Genomic DNA, 16,260 nt, shown 5'->3' with positions numbered 1-16,260 from the left:
GCTCCTTATTGCGCTTGAATTCGCAACTCTGCGGAAGAACGACTGCGATGTCCCAATAGGGCTTTCACATCACTGGATTTTGGTTTCACAAGCGCAAATTTGCTCAGCCACTGTTGCCAGTTAGCAAGAATATCTTCACCGCGTTGGGAGCCTGTCAGGTGGACGTGTTCAGTGATAAGCCCTCTCAAGTGCTCTTCGTGGATAGCTAAGGCATCTACTGCCAGTACTTCAACCAACTCTAGGTTAACCCGTTTGCGGAAATCATCATTTTCATCCAGGACATAAGCAAAGCCGCCGGTCATTCCTGCACCAAAATTTATTCCAGTGCGTCCGAGAATACAGACGATACCTCCTGTCATATATTCACAGCCGTTATCTCCGATACCTTCCACAACCGTGATAGCACCTGAATTACGAACGGCGAAGCGTTCTCCTGCTCGCCCGGCTGCAAACAGCTTGCCTCCGGTTGCACCGTAGAGACATGTGTTGCCAATGAGGGTTGCCTGATGGCTTTTGAAAGCAGAACCTACAGGAGGGTGTATGACAATGCGACCGCCAGCCATACCTTTACCGACATAATCATTGGCATCACCGATGAGTGTCAGCTCCAGACCGCCGGCATTCCAGACGCCAAAACTTTGACCGGCAGTACCATTGAAATGAATTTTTATGGGCGCCGCGGCGATCCCCTGATTACCATATCGAGCAGCGATAAAACCGGAAAGGGAAGCGCCCACTGAACGATCGGTATTACGGATATCGAAATAGAAAGTTTTACTTTGTTGCTTCTCAATATAGCTGGAAGCTTGAGCCAGTAAGTTTTTATTCATTGTTCCGTCGTCAAATGGCGGATTGCTTTCAGTGCAATATAAGGCTTTGCCCTGATGGGGGTCTGCGGTTGCCAAGAGCGGATCAAGATTGAGTTTGCTCTGTTTTGCTGAAATACCTTCCAGTACTTTCAACAGGTCAGTTCGGCCTATTAAATCAGTTAGATTTTTGACACCCAATGTAGCCATGATTTCTCTGGTTTCACGGGCGATGAAGCGGAAATAATTCATTACCCGTTCAGGTAATCCGTGGTAGTGGTCGCGACGTAATTTCTCATCCTGAGTGGCAACCCCGGTTGCACAATTATTAAGATGGCAAATACGCAGATATTTGCATCCAAGGGCAACCATTGGCCCAGTACCGAAACCGAAACTTTCAGCGCCAAGAATGGCCGCTTTAATAATATCTACGCCTGTTTTCAACCCGCCGTCAACTTGTAAGCGGATCTTATGACGTAATCCGTTAGCAACTAGCGCTTGTTGGGTTTCCACCAGCCCCAATTCCCACGGGCATCCTGCATATTTCACTGATGATAATGGACTGGCGCCGGTACCGCCGTCATAGCCTGCGATAGTAATTAAATCGGCATAAGCTTTGGCAACGCCAGTGGCAACAGTACCAACACCGGGTTCTGAAACCAGTTTTACTGAGATCAGCGCATTGGGGTTGATCTGTTTTAGATCGAAAATCAACTGAGCCAAATCTTCAATAGAGTAAATATCGTGATGTGGTGGTGGAGAAATAAGTGTTACGCCGGGTACGGAATAACGCAGTTTTGCAATGTACGGTGTTACCTTATCACCCGGTAATTGCCCACCTTCTCCGGGTTTAGCACCTTGCGCGACTTTAATCTGAATCACATCAGCGTTGACCAGATAAGCAGGTGTCACACCAAACCGACCGGAAGCAACTTGTTTGATACGGGAAACCTTTTTTGTTCCATAACGTGCAGGATCTTCTCCACCTTCGCCGGAGTTGGAAAAACCACCTAGCGTATTCATAGCTTCAGCCAGAGCTTCGTGTGCTTCCGGGCTTAATGCTCCAATCGACATCGCTGCGGTATCAAAGCGTTTAAACAGCTCTTCGGCAGGTTCTACTTCTTCAATAGGTAGAGGTTCACCTTTTGTTTTTATCGCCAGCAAATCACGGATTGTGGTAATTGGACGCTGATTAACCAGACGAGAATATTTCAAGTAATCGTTATATTCGCCACTATGAACCGCAGACTGTAAAGTGCTTATAACATCTGGGTTATAAGCGTGATATTCGCCGTTATGAACATATTTCAGCAATCCGCCCTGATCGAGTGGTTGACGAGCAAGCCATGCACGTTTAGATAAGTTTTGCAGATCTTGCTCGAAATCGCTGAAATTAGCACCGCCAATTCGGCTGACGACGCCATTGAAGCAGAATTCAGTTAATTCGAAATGTAAGCCGACAGCTTCAAATAGTTTAGAGCAGCGATAGGAGGCGATAGTCGAGATGCCCATTTTTGACATGATTTTATATAACCCTTTATTGATACCATTGCGGTAGTTAAGCATGACATCAGCATAAGGTTTATTAATTGTGCCATTATCGACCATTTTGGCGAGGGATTCATAAGCCAGGTAGGGATAAATCGCTGTTGCACCAAATCCCAGTAGTACAGTGAAATGGTGTGGATCACGGGCACTCGCTGTTTCTACTATCAAGTTGGTATCACAGCGTAGGCTTTTTTCTACCAAACGGTGTTGAATAGCGCCAACAGCCATAGGAGCTGGTATAGGTAACTTCTCCGACGTAATGTTGCGGTCAGATAATACCAATAATACCGCACCATCTCTGGCGAGTTGTTCAGCCTGATCACACAATGCAAACAAGGCATTTTGCAGATTGGTTTCTTGTGGATTGAAAGTTAAGTCTAATTGTTCTGCGCGATAGTGTGGACTTTGCTGCGTTATTAATTGATGAAAGTCAGAGTAGAGCAGAATAGGAGATTTAAAACTTAATCGGTGTGCCTGTCCCTCTGCTTCACAAAATACGTTCATCTCCCGCCCGATGCAGGTGGTGAGAGACATAACATGTGCTTCGCGTAGTGGGTCGATTGGCGGATTAGTGACTTGAGCAAATTGCTGGCGGAAATAGTCATAAATAATCCGTGGGCGGCTGGAAAGGACGGCTAACGGCGTATCATCTCCCATTGAACCGGTTGCTTCCTGACCATTCTCTCCCAGGACACGGATGATTTGATCTAGCTCTTCGTTGCTGTAGGCAAATTGTTTGTGATAGACCGCTAAGGATTGATCGTTCAGATCCCGATGACCCGCTTGATCTTCCAGTAATTCTTCGAATGGAGTCAGACGCTTGACGTTTTTATCCATCCATTCTTTATAGGGATGGCGGCTTTTCAAGTCATTGTCTGTTTCTTCTGCATGAAGGATACGGCCTTGGCGGGTATCAATCACGATAAGTTCACCGGGACCAACTCGCCCTTTTTCCACCACTTCATCCGGTTGATAATCCCAGATACCGACTTCGGAAGCACAGGTGATCAACTTATCTTTGGTGATAACATAACGGGCTGGGCGCAAGCCATTACGATCCAGATTACAGGCAGCGTAGCGTCCATCTGACATAACGATACCCGCGGGGCCATCCCACGGTTCCATGTGCATAGAGTTGAAATCAAAAAAAGCCCGCAGATCTTCATCCATATCAGGATTGTTTTGCCATGCGGGAGGAACCAGCAATCGCATAGCACGGATTAAATCCATTCCGCCGTTGAGAAACAGTTCCAGCATATTATCCAGCGAGCTGGAATCTGACCCTGTTTCATTGACAAAAGGGGCCGCAGTGTGCAGATCGGGAATAAGCGGTGTCTTGAATTTATAGGATCTTGCTCGTGCCCACTGGCGGTTACCGGTGATGGTGTTTATTTCACCGTTATGGGCAAGATAGCGGAAAGGTTGTGCCAATGGCCAGCGCGGGACGGTATTGGTTGAAAAGCGTTGATGGAATAGGCAAATTGCCGATTCCAAACGTAAATCAGCCAGATCGGGATAGAAACGGGGCAAATCTGCCGCCATGCACAGCCCTTTATAGATAGTCACTAGGTTAGACAAACTGCAAACATAAAAGTCGCTGTCATTGATGCGTTTTTCTATTCGGCGGCGAGCAACGAACAAGCGGCGTTCTAAATCACGTGCACGCCAGCCAGCCGGAGCATTAACAAAAATCTGTTCAATATGAGGGAGGCTTGAAAGGGCTATTTCGCCCAGAATATCACTGTTGATGGGGACTTCACGCCAGCCAACGACTGACAGGGTTTCATTTTGTAGCTCTTGTTCGATGATTGCCCGGCAGTGTTGTGCAATCTGAGGATCTTGGCTGAGAAATAGCATACCGACGGCGTAATTGCGGGCTAAATGCCACTCTTGCTCCTGTGCGACCATCCGAAAAAAGCGGTCAGGTTTTTGCAACAATAAACCACAACCGTCACCGGTTTTGCCATCTGCCAGGATTGCCCCACGATGTTGCATTCTGGCCAGGGCATGGATAGCGGTACGTACTACTTTGTGGCTTGGCTCCCCTTCAATATGGGCTATCAGTCCAAAGCCACAGTTATCCTTTTCTTGAGATTTGTTATATAGCATAGTGTGAACCTCCCGAGGTTCTGTCCGACTCTCACAGAAACTCACAGACATTTGTGAGATTAATATTTTTTACTGGCGTCTGAATTGCGCCCTCAATCAACCACCACTTGTTTATTTGTGATAAACAGGTGGTGACTTAAATGATATTGTGTCACTGCATAATTATGGTTCAGATGAGAATCTGACAGATGATTTCCAGTGACTTTCCAAGTTAACTAGAAATATAAATCAGGTCAAATATCACCGGGATAAGGTCAGGACAGGTGATAAATAAAGTTAATGCTATGATTTATAAGTAGAAAAATTAACATTAGTGTTGTGTGATATAGATCATGTTAGGATTTTAATGTGATTTATATCACTAATATTAGTGTAATATCTGTTTTGTATATGCTGTTAAACTTTTATTTATTAGATTTAAAATCTTACTAATGCTAACTTTATGGAATTAATATGTATTTTTGTTTCTTTATGAGAATAAAGTTTTATCTTTTTGGGGTATTAAAAGAGTAAAAAAGAATTTTATGCTTATTTTATCAATGTGTTTGATTATTTATTCATGCTTAGATTGTGCGGAAAGACCGGCAGGAGTAAAAAGCCAGAATAATGTTTGGGAAGTCATAACTAAAACTATTAAATAATACTATTGTTTTACCAGGTCAACAATTTCTGTTATTCCTTCAACGAAGTGGCCGGTTTTTTACGGTATGATCCGGAATGGTCATATTTAACGGGAGTCTTTATGAAATGAAGCTGCTCAGGGGCCTGGCCCAATATTATGTTGATTTAATGATGAAATTGGGGCTAGTGCGCTTTTCATTACTGCTTGCATCTGCACTGGTCGTTCTTGCTATGGGTGTACAGATGGTAGTCACTTTTCTGCTTCAGGGAGGAGTGCAAAGTATTGATTTAGTTCGCTCAATATTTTTTGGTTTGTTGATTACACCTTGGGCTGTCTATTTTCTTTCGGTTGTTGTTGAACAGCTCGAAGAGTCCCGTCAGCGATTATCTAAATTAGTTGAAAAGTTGGAAGTTATGCGTCAGCGTGATCGGGAACTTAATCAGCAATTAAAAGACAACATTATTAAGCTTAATCAGGAGATCTCAGAAAGAGAAAAAGCTGAGCAGGCTCATCTGATATTGTTGGATAAACTCAAAGAAGAGATGAAACACCGTGAGCAGACGCAGATTGAATTGGAACAACAATCTGTATTGTTGAAATCTTTTCTCGATGCTTCTCCTGATTTGGTCTATTACCGTAATGAAAATAATGAGTTTTCTGGTTGTAACCGGGCGATGGAATTGCTGACGGGTAAAAGCCAGAAACAACTTGTCGGGCTGACGCCAAATGATGTTTATGACAAAGAGGTTGCTCGCAAGGTAATGAAAACCGATGAAAAAGTGTTCCGTCATAATGTTGCGCTCACTTATGAACAATGGCTAGTTTATCCCGATGGTCGAAAAGCCTGTTTTGAGCTTCGGAAAGTCCCTTTTTATGATCGGGTAGGAAAAAGACATGGGCTTATGGGATTTGGGCGCGATATAACGGAACGTAAGCGTTATCAGGACGCTTTGGAGAATGCAAGTAGGGATAAGACCACTTTTATCTCAACGATTAGCCATGAGCTTCGTACGCCTTTAAATGGCATTGTTGGTTTGAGCCGTATTCTGCTCGATACTGAGTTGACATCTGAGCAAAATGACTATCTGAAAACGATTCATGTCAGTGCCATCACGCTTGGTAATATTTTCAATGACATTATTGAAATGGATAAAATTGAACGGCGTAAAGTGCAAATTGATAATCAGCCAATTGATTTTACCGGTTTTATATCCGATCTGGAAAACCTCTCTGGGCTGCTGGTGCAACCGAAAGATATTAAATTTGTAATGAACCCAGAACTGCCACTGCCTGCCAGAATCATGACAGATGGTACTCGTTTGCGCCAAATTCTGTGGAACTTGATTGGCAATGCGGTGAAATTTACGCAAAAAGGTGAGATTACTGTTCGAATCTGGTACGAAGAGGGAGAACGTTTGCTGTTTGAAGTCACAGATACGGGGATTGGTATCCCACATGATGAGCTGGAGAAGATTTTTGCGATGTATTATCAAGTGAAAGGCAGTCATGGTGGTTGTCCAGCAACGGGAACCGGTATTGGATTGGCGGTATCCAAACGTTTGGCTCAAAGTATGGGAGGGGATATTGTGGTGGAAAGTGAGCCGGGACAAGGTTCTCGATTTACACTGTCTATCATTGCACCGGCTATGGAGGAGAATCTTTTATGCAAAGAAGATACAGAAGATTATCCACTTCCAGCGTTGCATATCTTATTGGTAGAAGATATTGAGCTGAATGTGATTGTTGCTCGCTCTGTATTGGAGAAATTGGGTAACAGCGTGGAAGTCGCTATGAATGGTAAAGATGCGCTAGAAGTGTTTAAGCCAGGAGAGTTCGATCTGGTACTGCTTGATATTCAGCTACCCGATATGACCGGGTTAGATATCTCCCGGGAATTAAGTCAGCGATATGACAAAAAGGATCTGCCCCCGCTGATTGCACTGACAGCAAATGTCTTAAAAGACAAAAAAGAGTATCTGGATGCAGGTATGAATGGTGTGTTGAGTAAGCCGCTTTCTGTGAATGCGTTAACCGCCATTATTGAACAATATTGGGGGGAACAGTCTGTGCATCATATGCAGCCGGAAGAAGAGGAGTCAGGATTGGTGAAAAAAGGTGAAGATTTACTTGATACAGAAATGCTTAACCAATACATCGAGCTCGTTGGGCCTCAATTGATTCGCAATAGTCTGAGTGTGTTTGAAAAGATGATGCCGGGTTACTTATCTGTTCTGGATTCAAACATGACAGCTAAAGACCAGAAAGGCATTACGGAGGAAGCGCATAAGATAAAAGGTGCTGCGGGATCGGTTGGATTGCGTCATTTACAGCAACTGGCCCAGCAGATTCAATCACCTGATTTACCTGCATGGTGGGATAATGTTCAGGAATGGGTTGATGAGTTAAAGCAAGAATGGAGAAACGATACGGAAATTTTGGGAGAATGGTTGACGGACGCTGAAAAAAAATAACCCCAACCGAGGTTGGGGTGCGCGAATACTGCGCCAACACCAGGGAAAACTTTTTACACGCCTATCTAATATTTGGTTGCGGCGAGTAAATGAGGAATTCTCCATACATCATACAAGTACCAACATAGCAAAGATAAGATTTTTTGTTACAAGATTCATTAAAATCTGTGATGAAGATTGGTGTTTAACCCCCTAAAGGGTTAAGCAATAATCTACTACAAATGGAGTGAGGTATGAAATCAGTTGCGGTTGTCTTAAGTGGATGTGGTGTATTCGATGGTAGCGAAATTCATGAGTCAGTATTAACTCTGCTTTCTTTAGACCGTTTAGGTGTTAAAACGAGCTTTTTTGCGCCTGACGAACCACAACTTCATGTTATTAATCATATTAACGGTGAAGAAATTGGCGAAGAACGTAACGTTCTACAGGAATCTGCCCGTATTTCAAGGGGAAAAATTAAGCCTTTATCACAAGCAAATGCCGATGAATTTGATGCCCTGATAATTCCTGGGGGATTTGGTGTTGCAAAGAATTTATGTGACTTTGCCGTTAAGACAGTTGATTGCGAAATAAATAAGGATTTATTAAGTTTGGTAAGGGCTATGCATAAGCAACATAAACCGATGGGATTTATGTGCATTGCGCCTGTTATGTTGCCAAAATTACTTAATAAACCGGTGAAACTAACGGTCGGCAATGATCCTGAAACGGTTGCTCAAGTAGAAGCAATGGGGGGTGTCCATATAGTTTGTGAGGTAAATGATGTTGTTGTTGATTTAGAAAACAAAATTGTGACAACACCAGCCTACATGCTTGCTGAATCTATTTCTCAGGCAGAAGTGGGAATTGATAAACTTGTCAGAAAAGTATTGGAAATGACTGAGTAACTGGATGCGAAATCCTTTTCAATTTTTATGGTACTGGCTTAAAAAAATCGTAATCTCAGTTACTATCTTATGGATAGTTTCTGTTGTTGCATTTTCATTTTTGCCAGTGCCTTTTTCTATGGTTATGGTTGAACGCCAGATTAGTGCTTGGTTATCAGTTAATTTTTCTTATGTGTCTCATTCTAACTGGGTAGGGCAAGGACAAATATCGCCAAATATCGCATTGGCTGTTATTGCTGCGGAAGATCAAAAATTTCCACAGCATTGGGGATTTGACTTTGATGCTATCGAAAGTGTACTTGCGCGTAACCAAAATAATTCTGGAAGACTCAGAGGAGCTTCAACGATTTCTCAGCAAACGGCCAAAAATTTATTTTTGTGGGACGGACGTAGCTGGGTAAGAAAAGGGTTGGAAGCCGGGATGACCTTTGCTATTGAACTGGGATGGTCAAAAAGTAGAATTCTGACGGTTTACCTTAACGTAGCAGAATTTGGTGATGGCATTTTTGGTGTTGAAGAGGCATCTAAACGCTATTTTCATAAATCAGCCAGTAAATTGACGGCATCAGAAGCCGCTTTACTTGCTGCTGTATTGCCTAATCCACACCGCTATAAAGTTAACTCACCTTCGGCTTATGTCTTACAGCGTCAGCAATGGATTTTGCGGCAAATGCGGTTGTTGGGCGGGGTAAGTTATCTTGAAAAAAATGGGTTAATGAAAAGAAAAATGATTGAAGGAAGAATGAGAGGTTATTCAGTTTGACGTGGGATGATGAAAAGGGTAAAACGCCAGCGCCAAAAAATGACGCGGCCTGATACCTGAATGTTTGACTGATTTATCGTGTCATCACTTTCAATCAATATATTTAATTCAAATAAGTAAATGCGGTTGTTACCCGTTTAACACCGTTAGTTTCGCTGGCAATTTTCGCTGCGGCGTTACCCTCTTGTTTGGTCAGAATGCCCAGTAAAAAGACTTCGCCGTTTTCCGTAACGACTTTTATGTTAGAAGACTTAACCGAGTCACTAGCCAGGATTTTTGAGCGTACTTTAGTTGTAACCCAGGTATCCTTAGAAGCAGTACCTAATTCAACAGGTTTCCCCTGACGAATTTCATTGTAAACGGTGTGTGTTCCATCAACACGCGAGGCTATCTGTTTAGCACGGTCTGAAAGGCTTGAGTCTGGGCTTTGACCTGTCAGTAAAACTTTTCCTTGATAGGCAGTGGTAATAATACGGGTTTGCTCTTTGAGCTGCTTATCTTTGTTAAGCGCATTACTAACACGGGCTTCGAGAGTACTATCGTCAACCTGTTGACCAATAGTTCGGGGATCGGTTGCGGTTTTAGTCGCTACGGCAGCAGAACTGACCACGACCGCACCAATACATCCTTGTAATATTACAGCAGCACAAATCGTAGCTAATAGGGAGAAAAATCGCATTATTGGCTCCTTAGTCATCCTGATGGGGAAAAAGTGTATTATCGATTAAGTCACATAAGCAGTTAACTGTTAGCATATGAACTTCTTGAATTCTGGTACTGCGATGAGATGGAATACGAATCTCTACGTCTTGTGGCCCGAGTAAGCCGGCAAGCTCACCACCATCATAGCCAGTAAGGGCGACAATTGTCATATCGCGGGTTACAGCGGCTTCAACGGCTTTGACAATATCACGGCTATTACCATGTGTAGAAATCGCTAATAACACATCGCCTGGCTGACCTAATGCCCGTACCTGTTTAGCATAAATTTCATCATGCTGTTTATTGCTTGAAATCGCAGTGATGACCACATTGTCTGCATTAAGTGACAATGCGGGCAGGCTTGGGCGCTCAGTTTCAAACCGGTTAATCATATTGGCAGCAAACCGTTGGGCAGTCGCTGCTGAGCCTCCATTACCACAGCAAAGGATTTTATTACCATTCAGTAATGACTGAACCATCATCATTGCCGCTCGCGAGATAGCATCAGGTAATGCTTCTGCGGCTGCAATCTGAGTTTGAATACTTTCTGTAAAACAGACTTTAATTCTATCCAGCACGTTTATAACCTACTCAGTATCATTTTAACGAGTAAACTCATTTTGATTGAAGGCATTTTGCAACCATTCAAATTGTTGACCAGTAATAGCACAAATATCAAAGCGACAAGAAGAGGTTTCAAAACATTCACCTCGTTGAAACAGCCATACTGCGGCAGCGTGTAATAATTTTTTACGCTTGCTACGGGTGATTGTCACCAATGCATCTCCATATTGTCCTGATTTGCGAAAACGGACTTCAATAAAGACCCAAGTTTGCTTGTCTTTCATAATCAGGTCAATTTCACCACCGTGAACTTTCACATTTGCGGCGATAAAAGATAATCCTTGTTTTTGTAAAAACAACTTTGCCTGCGCTTCATAGTTGCGTCCTAGCAGATAACTTGTCAGCTTTTTTATTTTCATCCTGCTTTTTTATTTTCATTCTGAAATGAGTCATTTGAATTGAAAGGCCGCTTGGTAGCAAGCGGCAAGTTGCTAAATAGCCGTGATTTGGCCTTGATGATATTGCATCCATGAGAGCTGTCGGAAAATGGTGCAGTTTTCTTGAACAGACAGCACCCCGGAAGCACCATTGAGTTGGAAATCACTTTGAAGCTGAACTTGACTGAATTGATTTGCTAATGACCAGGCATCAATACCCATAGCATAAAGGCGCATCAAAGAGTAATCATTTGTAAATTTACTGGCTGCTTGCTGCATCAGTGACAAGTTAGCACCGGCGATTAAGGGAATGTCACTGAATTGCATTCCCTCCATCTCCAGGCGGAAATCGGGACCAACGCCAGCCTGATTACTGCGGGAACTTGCGTAAAGGGCGGGCTTATCGCGGGAGCTGATTGCCATATCAATCATTGTCTTAATTAGCGTCAGTTCATCCAGGGTAGAAACAATATAAACTGCATCCACTGAGCCGCCAGTAGAAGTAGGAACGACATCGGTGTTTATCTGGGGGATTTCCAGATCACCAATAGCGATTGATGTAGGTTGATTGCTTGTGACATTGACGGCTGTTCCGGTCAAGCGAATACCGGTACCTCTATTAATTAATTGTTTCAGTTCGGCGGAAGAGCCAAAAGTTTGTTGCAGAACAGCATGTCCCCCTTGTTTTTGCCATTCCTGTGCAAAGGCTTTGGCAATGCGATCACCAAAAGTCCCTCTGGGGACCAAAATCAGAGGATTCTGTTTCTGTTGCTGCCAAATATGTTCCGCAGCATTTTTCGCTTCATCTTCTGGTGACAAAGAAAAATAGCAGATATTAGAGTGTGGTTGAGCATTGTCTAACTCGTTTAGTACTAGCATGTTTAATGCAGTATCTATCTGAACGAGTTTAACCACATCTGGCTTAAGTAACGGCCCGACAACTAAATTCACACCATCCTGCTTAGCCTGAATGAATAAGTTTTCCAATGGCTGGCTGGCTGTGTCATAGATTTTGACCTGTTGTGTGTTAATTGGTGCATTGGCTATGACAGGTGTTGTTTGAGTGGTTGGTCTTGCTGAGTCTATGATCGCCACTTCACTAGGGGACATATCGGTAGAAACCATGCTATCTGACGCGCTATCGTTGTCTGCTATAGATAAATTTTCCGGGTTTTCTGTTGGTAATGATGGACTGGGTAAACCGGCCTGAGCATCAAGAAAACCTTGGCGAATGGCTTCACCGAATACTTTTGCTTGACCACTTAATGGCAGGAACAGAGCAATACGGATATTCGTATCTTGCTGTTGGATGGCTGCCTGTTGTAACTGAGTTGGGAGTGACTGTGCGGCAGGGTTTTGTGGATAACGAATTTTCCAGTCACGGATAGCTGCCTGTAGTTTGTCGGAGTCCTGTTTGTTATCCTGATAGGCACTGAGTAAGTCCAGCCAGCCTTGCAGAACATTTTCATCAGCGTTGATGACCAATCCACGGCGCTCTTGTGGTGAAAGACGGGTCAGCATTTGCCAGGTATCATCAATATTTTTTTGACGAGCCGCACTTTCTTTCACAAGTGGTTCCTGAGCGATATAAGCACGGATGACATCAAGAGAAGGTTCGCCATGGGCGGCATCAATGATGGATTGATAACGGGCGATTTCTGTACTGATTTTGTCCTGAGTTTGCGAAGGTTGTCGCCCCTGTTGATCAGGTACGGTACATCCTGCGATGATCATGACTGCCAGCATAGCTGAACAGACTAAACCAGTTTTGATACGCACAAAAATTGAGGAAAGCATACTGTATCCAGCGATGTTTTTTTCAAAGATGCTCAATTTTAAATCGGCCATTCGGATGAAACAATGAATCAACCTAATCGAGCAGTGGTTACGACATCCACGCTATATGTTGTACCAACCCCCATTGGAAACCTGGGTGATATCACTCAGCGTGCGCTTGAAGTTCTTGAGCATGTCGATCTGATTGCAGCCGAAGATACGCGACATACTGGCTTGTTGCTTCAACATTTTGCCATTAATGCACGCATGTTCGCACTTCATGATCATAATGAACAGCAGAAAGCAGATCAATTAATTACAAAACTCCAACAAGGGCAAAGTATTGCATTAGTCTCTGATGCAGGAACGCCCTTGATTAATGATCCTGGTTATCATGTGGTTCGCCGTTGCCGTGAAGCTGGTATTCATGTTGTCCCACTTCCAGGGCCTTGTGCGGCGATAACCGCCTTGTCTGCTGCTGGTCTGCCATCAGATCGTTTCTGTTACGAAGGATTTCTGCCCGCAAAGCGTAAAAGTCGGACAGATACTTTACGGGCTTTGCAACAGGAGCCACGCACATTAATTTTTTATGAATCCACTCATCGTCTGATCGAAAGTTTAGAAGATATGGTTGAGGTGTGGGGAACTGAGCGTTACATCGTTTTGGCACGGGAATTAACAAAAACTTGGGAATCCATTCAAGGGATGCCAGTAGGTGAACTTTTGGCGTGGGTTAAGGAAGATGAAACCCGTCGCCGTGGTGAAATGGTATTGATCGTTGAAGGTTATAAAAAACCGGATGACGATGTTTTGCCTCCAGAGGCATTAAGAACACTGGCGCTTCTTCAACAAGAACTGCCATTGAAAAAAGCAGCGGCATTGGCGGCAGAGATTCATGGTGTGAAGAAAAATGCGCTTTATCGTCATGGGTTGGGACAGAACGAAGAATAATGGCAATTGCTGATAAACAGGGCAGATTATCAGTAAACGCCTATACATCGTTGGACAAACCTCTTATAATCCGCCGCGGAGTTGACTAGACAGTCGCTGCTTTACCATTAATCCTTTGGACGATGGGTAGAGGAGAGGAAAGTCCGGGCTCCACAGGGCAGGGTGCCAGATAACGTCTGGGGGGTGAAAGCCCACGACCAGTGCAACAGAGAGCAAACCGCCGATGGCCTATTTAATGTAGGATCAGGTAAGGGTGAAAGGGTGCGGTAAGAGCGCACCGCACGGCTGGTAACAGTCCGTGGCACGGTAAACTCCACCCGGAGCAAGGCCAAATAGGGGTTCATTAGGTACGGCCCGTATCGAACCCGGGTAGGCTGCTTGAGCCAGTGCGTAAGTGCTGGCCTAGATGAATGATTGTCCACGACAGAACCCGGCTTATCGGTCAACTTCACAAATTTAGCCCCGTTAGATTGGAATCTGACGGGGCTTTCACTTTTTTAAGCAGCCAGATCAATTAACAGCCCCTGGAATTCCGTATCTGCTTTTAAAACCAGACGACTTTCTTCATGAATAAAAGCGCCATCTCCGCATTTAATTAAATTGTTATCCTTAGAATTGCCTCTTATTTTTATATTTCCGTTTAGGGATTGCAGATAGGCATTTTTTCCCTTCAATTGCAGATGATGAGATTGATTTTTATTAAGGAAAATATAATTTACCCACACTTGCTGACGTAATTGCATACTGCCATCTTCTGCGGTTGGAGAAGCTAGCATAGCCAATGGTTGTTCTGGTAATTCCATTCGTTGCAATGGTAAGCTTTCCTGCTGAGGAAAGGCATTCAGCCAAAGCTGCAAGCGCGTCAGTGGCTTATTAGTACTGGCATTATGTTCACTGTAGCTGATGCCTTGACGGGCAGAAAATAGCAAACATTCTCCCTTGCGCGCTCTGATGTAGTTGCCTTCGCTGTCACGGTATTCTGCTTCACCTTGTAGAATAATATTCAATATATCCACGTGTGGATAGGATTTAGGTTGGAAAGCGGCTTTGGGGGCGATGACTTCTTGATTGAGTACACGTAGCGCGCCATAACCTAAAAACTTTGGGTCAAAATAGTGACCAAATGAAAATGTATAACGAGCCTGTAGCCAACCATAGTCAGCTTTCCCACATTGTTTTGCTGTTCTATTTATAATCATGATGGTGGTTACCTTAAAAAAACACACACTAAGGATAGTAATTATCTGGACGGCGAAATGTTAGCCAGTTAATCTGGTCAGCATATTCAAATTTCCTGATTGAGAAAAATATGAGCAAAGAACGAGCGCTTACACTGGAATCTCTCCGGGTCATGGATGCGATTGACCGGCGGGGAAGTTTTGCTGCGGCCGCTGATGAGCTTGGTCGTGTTCCTTCTGCACTTAGCTATACGATGCAAAAATTAGAAGAGGAGCTGGATGTGGTGCTGTTTGACCGTTCGGGTCACAGAACTAAATTCACCAATGTCGGTCGCATGTTGCTTGAGCGTGGACGTCAATTGCTTGAAGCTGCTGATAAATTAACGGCTGATGCAGAAGCGTTAGCGAGAGGCTGGGAAACTCACCTGACAATTGTTTGTGAAGCGTTGGTTCCTGCTTCTTCATTATTCCCGTTAGTAGGTAAGCTTGCTCAAAAATCGAATACTCAGCTCTCTTTATTGACTGAGGTTTTGGCTGGTGCATGGGAGAGGTTGGAAACTGGTCGGACGGATATTGTTATTGCACCAGATATGCATTTTCGCGCATCGGCAGAAATTAATTCACGTCAGCTTTACAGCATTACCAATGTTTATGTCGCTAGCCCTGATCACCCTATACATCAGGAGCCAGAGCCTTTGTCCGATGTCACGAGGGTGAAGTATCGTGGTATTGCTGTGGCGGATACAGCGAGGGAGCGCCCGGTATTGACGGTTCAATTGTTAGATAAACAACAGCGTTTGACAGTCAGTTCTCTGGAAGATAAACGCCGTGCTCTCTTGGCTGGGTTGGGCGTTGCTACCATGCCTTATCCTATGGTGGAACAAGATATTGCAGAGGGTCGTTTACGGGTGATTAGTTCTGAATATAGCCATGACACAAATGTCATTATGGCATGGCGACGAGACAGCATGGGGGAAGCTAAGTCTTGGTGTTTGCGGGAAATCCCTAAATTGTTTGTTAGTCGGTAAGTAGAAGCGATGTGAGCAATCAAATTAGAAGACAGGCTGAAAAAAACATGATTCGATGATTGCTTAACCTGTGTCTTCCTGTGCCCTTAATTTGATTGCCGAAAGAGCTTGGCGGCTTTGCTACCAAGCTCTTTTTGAGCAGAGTTGTCATCACTGGTAGGTGTAAATTTTGTGATCTCTATTCGCTGAATATTGATGGTTCTATTTTTTTGGTGCCAGACAGTGATAAAAACAGGGAGACTTTCGTATTTATTAATAACACCAGAACGGCTTTTCCCTAGGTCAGAATGGTTGTCCTGATGTCAATATATTCTTATAGGGTTGTTGTCTCTATTATTGTGTATCTTTTCTTTAGTCAATGGCAACAAATAGGACAGGCCATAGTGCATTTTTCTTTGGCAAGAAAGATGCTATTATA

The 16,260-nt window shown here is 43.8% G+C and carries 11 protein-coding genes and 1 other RNA gene; 6 read left to right on the top strand and 6 right to left on the bottom strand.

Annotated elements, in window-relative coordinates:
- Window positions 1-5: 5 nt before the first annotated feature.
- Window positions 6-4,463: a glutamate synthase large subunit gene (gltB, locus tag AACQ83_RS17310; RefSeq protein ID WP_112878881.1), complete on the bottom strand. Its 4,458-nt coding sequence runs from the start codon at window positions 4,461-4,463 to the stop codon at window positions 6-8.
- A gap of 747 nt (window positions 4,464-5,210) precedes the next feature.
- Between gltB and arcB the strand changes: the two genes are divergently transcribed.
- The 3 genes from arcB to mtgA all read left to right on the top strand — a co-directional run bounded on the left by arcB (window position 5,211) and on the right by mtgA (window position 9,206).
- Window positions 5,211-7,556, top strand: coding sequence for an aerobic respiration two-component sensor histidine kinase ArcB (arcB, locus tag AACQ83_RS17305; protein ID WP_112878880.1), 2,346 nt, complete (start codon window positions 5,211-5,213; stop codon window positions 7,554-7,556).
- 233 nt (window positions 7,557-7,789) lie between these two features.
- A complete protein-coding gene (gene elbB / locus AACQ83_RS17300; RefSeq protein ID WP_112878879.1) occupies window positions 7,790-8,443 on the top strand; it encodes an isoprenoid biosynthesis glyoxalase ElbB in 654 nt (217 codons plus the stop codon).
- Window positions 8,444-8,447: 4 nt separating this feature from the next.
- A complete protein-coding gene (gene mtgA, locus AACQ83_RS17295) occupies window positions 8,448-9,206 on the top strand; it encodes a monofunctional biosynthetic peptidoglycan transglycosylase (protein WP_112878878.1) in 759 nt (252 codons plus the stop codon).
- A gap of 103 nt (window positions 9,207-9,309) precedes the next feature.
- On the opposite strand, the gene dolP is transcribed toward mtgA, so the two are convergent.
- From dolP to AACQ83_RS17275, 4 genes are all read right to left on the bottom strand, one after another.
- Window positions 9,310-9,885 (bottom strand): division/outer membrane stress-associated lipid-binding lipoprotein, encoded by a 576-nt coding sequence (dolP, locus tag AACQ83_RS17290; protein ID WP_112878877.1) that lies wholly within the window; start codon window positions 9,883-9,885, stop codon window positions 9,310-9,312.
- A gap of 10 nt (window positions 9,886-9,895) precedes the next feature.
- On the bottom strand, window positions 9,896-10,486 hold the full coding sequence (gene diaA / locus AACQ83_RS17285; protein ID WP_112878876.1) for a DnaA initiator-associating protein DiaA: 591 nt from the start codon (window positions 10,484-10,486) through the stop codon (window positions 9,896-9,898).
- 24 nt (window positions 10,487-10,510) lie between these two features.
- The gene (locus tag AACQ83_RS17280) at window positions 10,511-10,891 is read right to left on the bottom strand and encodes a YraN family protein (RefSeq protein WP_112878875.1); all 381 of its coding nucleotides are present in this window, start codon (window positions 10,889-10,891) and stop codon (window positions 10,511-10,513) included.
- A gap of 72 nt (window positions 10,892-10,963) precedes the next feature.
- Window positions 10,964-12,706: a penicillin-binding protein activator gene (locus AACQ83_RS17275; protein ID WP_112878894.1), complete on the bottom strand. Its 1,743-nt coding sequence runs from the start codon at window positions 12,704-12,706 to the stop codon at window positions 10,964-10,966.
- 63 nt (window positions 12,707-12,769) lie between these two features.
- On the opposite strand from AACQ83_RS17275, the gene rsmI reads away from it, so the two are divergent.
- Together rsmI and rnpB are read left to right on the top strand one after the other, a co-directional pair.
- Window positions 12,770-13,636 (top strand): 16S rRNA (cytidine(1402)-2'-O)-methyltransferase, encoded by an 867-nt coding sequence (gene rsmI, locus AACQ83_RS17270; RefSeq protein WP_112878874.1) that lies wholly within the window; start codon window positions 12,770-12,772, stop codon window positions 13,634-13,636.
- A 77-nt stretch (window positions 13,637-13,713) separates the two neighbouring features.
- Window positions 13,714-14,090: RNase P RNA component class A (rnpB, locus tag AACQ83_RS17265), an RNA gene on the top strand.
- A gap of 43 nt (window positions 14,091-14,133) precedes the next feature.
- On the opposite strand, the gene AACQ83_RS17260 is transcribed toward rnpB, so the two are convergent.
- On the bottom strand, window positions 14,134-14,835 hold the full coding sequence (locus AACQ83_RS17260; protein ID WP_112878873.1) for a pirin family protein: 702 nt from the start codon (window positions 14,833-14,835) through the stop codon (window positions 14,134-14,136).
- Between the two features lie 110 nt (window positions 14,836-14,945).
- On the opposite strand from AACQ83_RS17260, the gene AACQ83_RS17255 reads away from it, so the two are divergent.
- Window positions 14,946-15,842, top strand: a complete 897-nt coding sequence (locus AACQ83_RS17255; protein WP_112878872.1) for a LysR family transcriptional regulator — start codon at window positions 14,946-14,948, stop codon at window positions 15,840-15,842.
- Window positions 15,843-16,260: the final 418 nt, after the last annotated feature.

The organism is Photorhabdus sp. S10-54 (assembly GCF_963878145.1).
Taxonomy (GTDB): domain Bacteria; phylum Pseudomonadota; class Gammaproteobacteria; order Enterobacterales; family Enterobacteriaceae; genus Photorhabdus; species Photorhabdus kayaii.
The sequence above is the reverse complement of the archived record's forward strand: the minus strand, read 5'-3'. Positions and strand labels throughout refer to the sequence as shown.

Bases quoted from the DNA above. Each gene is read 5' to 3' on its own strand.
- dolP (WP_112878877.1), bottom strand. From the start codon at position 9,885: ATGCGATTTTTCTCCCTATTAGCTACGATTTGTGCTGCTGTAATATTA.
- rsmI (WP_112878874.1), top strand. From the start codon at position 12,770: ATGAATCAACCTAATCGAGCAGTGGTTACGACATCCACGCTATATGTT.
- AACQ83_RS17275 (WP_112878894.1), bottom strand. From the start codon at position 12,706: ATGCTTTCCTCAATTTTTGTGCGTATCAAAACTGGTTTAGTCTGTTCA.
- AACQ83_RS17260 (WP_112878873.1), bottom strand. From the start codon at position 14,835: ATGATTATAAATAGAACAGCAAAACAATGTGGGAAAGCTGACTATGGT.
- arcB (WP_112878880.1), top strand. From the start codon at position 5,211: ATGAAGCTGCTCAGGGGCCTGGCCCAATATTATGTTGATTTAATGATG.
- mtgA (WP_112878878.1), top strand. From the start codon at position 8,448: ATGCGAAATCCTTTTCAATTTTTATGGTACTGGCTTAAAAAAATCGTA.
- AACQ83_RS17255 (WP_112878872.1), top strand. From the start codon at position 14,946: ATGAGCAAAGAACGAGCGCTTACACTGGAATCTCTCCGGGTCATGGAT.
- AACQ83_RS17280 (WP_112878875.1), bottom strand. From the start codon at position 10,891: ATGAAAATAAAAAAGCTGACAAGTTATCTGCTAGGACGCAACTATGAA.
- elbB (WP_112878879.1), top strand. From the start codon at position 7,790: ATGAAATCAGTTGCGGTTGTCTTAAGTGGATGTGGTGTATTCGATGGT.
- gltB (WP_112878881.1), bottom strand. From the start codon at position 4,463: ATGCTATATAACAAATCTCAAGAAAAGGATAACTGTGGCTTTGGACTG.